Source organism: Nocardia tenerifensis NBRC 101015, assembly GCF_000308715.1.
Taxonomy (GTDB): Bacteria; Actinomycetota; Actinomycetes; order Mycobacteriales; family Mycobacteriaceae; genus Nocardia; species Nocardia tenerifensis.
The window spans coordinates 1-4,894 of record NZ_BAGH01000110.1; the positions used below are offsets into that span (position 1 = coordinate 1).

General features: G+C 70.2%; 4 protein-coding genes. All 4 read left to right on the forward strand.

From position 1 onward, the window contains the following. The coding region (locus tag ON39_RS08925) for a VWA domain-containing protein (protein WP_040732864.1) at positions 1-970 on the forward strand (970 nt) is incomplete at its 5' end. Positions 971-979: 9 nt separating this feature from the next. Beyond that, complete coding sequence (locus ON39_RS08930) at positions 980-1,321, forward strand: MmcQ/YjbR family DNA-binding protein (RefSeq protein WP_040732865.1); 342 nt, start codon at positions 980-982, stop codon at positions 1,319-1,321. 59 nt (positions 1,322-1,380) lie between these two features. After that, entirely contained in the window at positions 1,381-3,231 is a 1,851-nt protein-coding gene (locus tag ON39_RS08935; RefSeq protein WP_083894327.1) for an HSP90 family protein, read from the forward strand. Positions 3,232-3,234: 3 nt separating this feature from the next. After that, positions 3,235-4,894 (forward strand): hypothetical protein (locus ON39_RS45730; RefSeq protein ID WP_051186429.1); only part of this gene is annotated, 1,660 nt, incomplete at its 3' end.

Genomic DNA, 4,894 nt, shown 5'->3' on the forward strand with positions numbered 1-4,894 from the left:
GTTCTCGGCCTATCAAGCGCTGAAAGACGTTCAGCCGCAAACCTTGCTGGCCAAGATCCTCGCCGGGCTCGCGTCCGGGCCGGACGTCAGCGCGTTCGACACCGAGATCGCCCGGCGGGCCGCGCGTGGCCGCATCGACGCCTTCCGCGCGTCGGTGGAGGCGGAGACGCGGCGGCGGGTCGCCGAGCGGATCGGCCGCGAGCGGGTCGCCGGCTACGGCGTTCCGCGCCAGGCCGAGGACGTCGACTTCCTGCGCGCCTCGGAGTCCGAGCTGAGCGAGATGCGGCGCAGCACCCAGCGACTGGCGCGCATACTCGCCTCGCGACTCGCGGTGCGGCGCAGGCACTCCCGGCGCGGCGAGATCGATCTTCGCAAGACGCTGCGCAAGTCGATGTCCACCGGCGGGGTGCCGATCGACCTGGTGAACCGCAAGCCGAGGCCCGGGCGGCCCGAGCTGGTGCTGCTGTGCGACGTATCCGGCTCCGTGGCCGGGTTCAGCAACTTCACCCTGCTGTTGGTCAACGCCCTGCGCGAACAGTTCTCGCGGGTACGAATTTTCGCGTTCGTCGACCAGACCGACGAGGTGACCCAGTTCTTCGATCCGCGCACGCAACTCGATCAGGCGATGACCCGGATCTTCACCGAGGCGAAAGTTGTCGGGATGGACGGGCATTCGGACTACGGCAACGCGCTGGCCGGCTTCGCCAGGGACTTCCCCGACGCGGTCACCGCGCGCAGCTCGCTGCTCATCCTCGGCGATGCCCGCACCAACTACCGTGACCCCGAACTGGAGACGCTGCGGTCGCTCGTGCGGACCGCCAAGCACGCGCACTGGCTCAACCCGGAGATGCGGACGAACTGGGGCTCTGGCGACTCCGCCGCCGACAAGTACCAGCAGGTGATCGAGATGCACGAGTGCCGCTCGGCCAGCCAGCTGACGGCGGTGGTCTCGCTCCTGCTGCCGGTGTGAGGAGCGGAGATGGACGGCGCACGGCTGCTGAAGTACTGCCTAGCGAAACCCGGAGCGCGGCAGGACGAACCGTGGGAGGGCGACGTGGTCGCGAAGGTCGGCGACAAGATCTTCGCGTTCCTCGGGGAGACCTCCGTCGGGCTCAAATGCGGCCGCACCCGCGAGGAGGCCGACGAATTGACCAGGGTGTACCCGGATGACGTGTCGGCCTCGGCGTATATCGGGCGATACGGCTGGAACGTGGTGAAACTCGGCGGCGCGGTGCCCGACGACGAAGTGTTCGAGCTGGTCGACCAGTCTTACGACGCGGTCGTCGCCAAGCTGCCGAAGTCCAAGCGGCCGACGGTCTGAGGGCCACCATCAGCGTTCGTTAAGCGAATTATTGGGCCGTACCGCAAGGATTGCCCACCATGGTGGAGAGAACGCCCAGCAATGTGGCGGCGGTGGAGGACAGCTATACGTTCCAGGTGGATCTTCGGGGGATCGTCGACTTACTCTCCCACCACCTCTATTCCAGCCCACGGGTGTACCTGCGCGAGTTGCTGCAGAACGCCGTCGACGCCGTCACCGCCCGCGCGCAGCGAGACCGTCTGGCGCCCACGGCCATTCGTATCGCGCTCGACGAAACCGGCCTGCGGATCACCGATCCCGGTGTCGGCCTGACCGAGGCGGACGTGCACCGCTTCCTGGCGACCATCGGCCGGTCGTCGAAGCGCGACGACATCGAGGGTGCCCGGCGAGAGTTCCTGGGCCAGTTCGGCATCGGCCTGCTCGCCTGCTTCACCGTCGCCGAGAAGATCCGCGTGGTCACCCGCTCCGCCGAGGATCCGGGGGCCGCGCCGGTCGAGTGGCTGGCCGCCGCGGACGGCACCTACTCGGTGCGGCTGCTCGAGCCCGCGGATCACCCCGAGCCGGGCACCGTGGTGCACCTGACCCCACGCGCCGGCGCCGAGTCGTGGTTCCGGCCGCGCCGGGTGATCGAGCTCGCCCGCGAGTACGGCTCGCTGCTGCCGTACGCGGTGACGGTCGAGTCCGACGGCCTCATCGTGCCGGTCACCGACGGCCCGCCGGTGTGGCATCGCGACTATCCGTCGGCTATCGAGCGGCGCGAGGCGCTGCTCGAATTCGGCGAGCGCACACTGGGTTTCGATCCGCTGGACGTCATCGACCTGGACGCGGATCTGGCCGGGGTCAGCGGCGTCGCGTATGTGCTCGCGCAACCGGGCAACCCGGCGGAGAGCAGTGCGCACCGGGTGTATCTGAAGGGCATGCTGCTCGGCGACGCGGTGCGCGGCCTGCTGCCCGACTGGGCGTTCTTCGTGCGCTGCGTGATCGACACGGACTCGTTGCGCCCGACCGCGTCTCGCGAGGGACTCTACGAGGACGAGCGGCTGGCGATCATCCGCGAGGTGCTCGGCGACCGAATCCGCGACTGGCTCACCCAGATCGCGGCCGAGCAGCCGCAGCGGCTCGCGGCGTTCCTCGCGGTGCACGCCCTCGGCGTCAAGGCCATGGCGACGCACTCGCCCGAGCTGTTCCGGATCATGCTGCCGCACTTGACCTTCGAGACCACCGAGGGCCGGATCCCGCTGACCGAGTTCGCGCGCAAGCACCCGGTCATCCGGGTCACGGGGACGGTGGAGGAGTTCCGTCAGGTCGCCGCGACCGCGTCGGCGCAGGGGATCGGCATCGTCAACGGCGGCTACGCCTATGACCGGGAGTTGGTCGCGTTGCTGCCGCGGCTACTACCCGACGTCGCGGTGATCGATCTCGACACCGACGCCATCACCTCCGCCCTGGATCCGGTCGACCCGGCCGAAGAACTGGCGTTGACGCCGGTCCTGGCCCTCGCCCGCGCGGTGCTCGATCCGCTGTCGTGCGATGTGATAGTCCGTGCCTTCCATCCGGTTTCGGTGCCCGCGCTGTACCTCGACGGCCGCGGCGCGCGCAACGAACGGACACGGGCCGAGACCGCGCTCGGCGCCAACGAGCTGTGGAGCGAGATCCTCGGCGCGCTCGACGCGGCGGCCCCGCGCGCGCAACTCGTGCTGAACCATCACAGCCCGGTCGTGCGCAGGCTCGCCCGCATCGGCGATCCGGACTTCCTGAAGACCGCGGTGGAGTCGCTGTACGGGCAGGCGCTGCTGATGACGCACCGCCCGCTGCGGGCGGCCGACACGGCGCTGCTCAACCGCGCCTTCGGCGAGTTCCTCAGCTGGGCGACGCAGCGCGCCGCGGGCACCGGCGAAGAGACGGAGTGAAGCGTGGATCCCGCCGAGATCAATGAGGTGCTGGCACAGGCCCTTTCGTTGCCGCACGGCCGACTACGCGTCGAGCGGCTGGAAACACTGGCGGCCGCGGCGAAAGCGGCCCCCGACCGGTATCTGGAAGGGCGCGTGCTGATCGAGCTGGCCGAGTCCTACACCTACGCGAGCGAGCGCGACCTCGCTCCGGTCGCCTACGGCAGGCTGCTGCGGATCTACGACGAGTACCCCGCCGAGCTCGGCCCGCTGACGGACTCGGTGCACTGGTATCTCAAGTGGATGACGTGGGGACTGATCGACAATCCCGCGATACCGCTGCCCACCGTGCACCGCTGGTTCGACGAGCTCGAAAAGCGTTACCGCCAACGGGGTTACAGCCTGCGACCGGTGCTCGCCCTGCGCGCGGAACTGGCGCGGAGACTGGGGGACGCCGAGCACGGCGCGCGGCTGCAAGAGGAGGCGCTGGCCGCGCCGCGCGACGGCATGTCGGACTGCGACGCGTGTGAACGCAACGGATGGGGCGCGGGCAGAGCTGCTTTGGGCGACGACCTCGGCGCGCTGGCACACTGGCAGCCCGTGCTCGACGGCGAGCGCACCTGCGCCGAGGAGCCGCATCGCGTGCTGGCCAGGGCGCTGCTGCCGTTGCTGCGCACGGGTCGCGTCGCCGACGCGCGCGGGGCCCATCTCACCGGCTATCCGCTGGTTCGGCAGAGCGAGAGTCTGCGCCCCGCCGTGGCCCTGCACATCGAGTTCTGCGCGCTGACCGGCAACGAGGGCCGGGGCCTGGAGATCCTCACCGAACACGCCCGCTGGCTCACCGATCCCGGCGCGGACGTCGGCGCGCGATTGGCGTTCATCACCGGCGTGTGCGTGTTGCTGCGCAGGCTCGTCACGCTCGGCCTCGGCTACGTCCAGGTCGCGGGTGCGACGGTGGATTCGCTGCTGGCGGAGCTGGACGCGGAGATCGCGGAACTGTGCGCGCGATACGACCTGCGCAACGGCAACGCGGCCGTCAGCACCCGCGTGACCACGCGACTGGCGAGACAGCCACTGCTGGAACGACTTCCGCTCGGCCTGCGCAGCGTGATCCCCGCGGGCAGGCCGGACGATGCCGCGTGCGTGGGCAGGAGTGCGGTGGTTCCCGTCGGCGACGGTTCGTCGGCCGGTGCGGTCTCCACCGCCCAGCGCACGGCGTCGTTCCCCGAGGAGTGGCCGGACGGCGTGGTCACCGACGAGGAGCGGATGACCGAGGTGCAGCGCCTGGCCGAGTTGGGCGCAGCCCGGCTGGCCGACGCTCCCGAGCAGGCGGAGGCGCGGCTGCGGGAGGCGCTGGCGGTCGGCACCGGAGTTCTGCCCGCGGAGCACTTGGCGCGGCTCAGCTCGCAACTGGTCATCGCGATCGCCGCGCAACCCGATCGCGAGCTCGACCTGGCCGACGCGGCGGTGCGCGCCGCCGCCCGATGGGAAGGGTTGTCCGAGCCCGATCTGCTGCATCACACCGTGATCGCCGCGCGCGCGTTCCATCGCCGCCGACGCCACGGCGAGGCCGTCGCGCTGTTCGAAGAGGCGATGGCGGGGGAGGGCGTGCCCTATCCGCCCGCCGAACTGGCTACGGTCCGCGCCCAATTCGGCGAGTCGTTGAACGCGCTGCACCGTTATC

Coding starts and splice junctions, on each gene's coding strand:
- ON39_RS08930 (WP_040732865.1), top strand. CDS start 980: ATGGACGGCGCACGGCTGCTGAAGTACTGCCTAGCGAAACCCGGAGCG.
- ON39_RS08935 (WP_083894327.1), top strand. CDS start 1,381: ATGGTGGAGAGAACGCCCAGCAATGTGGCGGCGGTGGAGGACAGCTAT.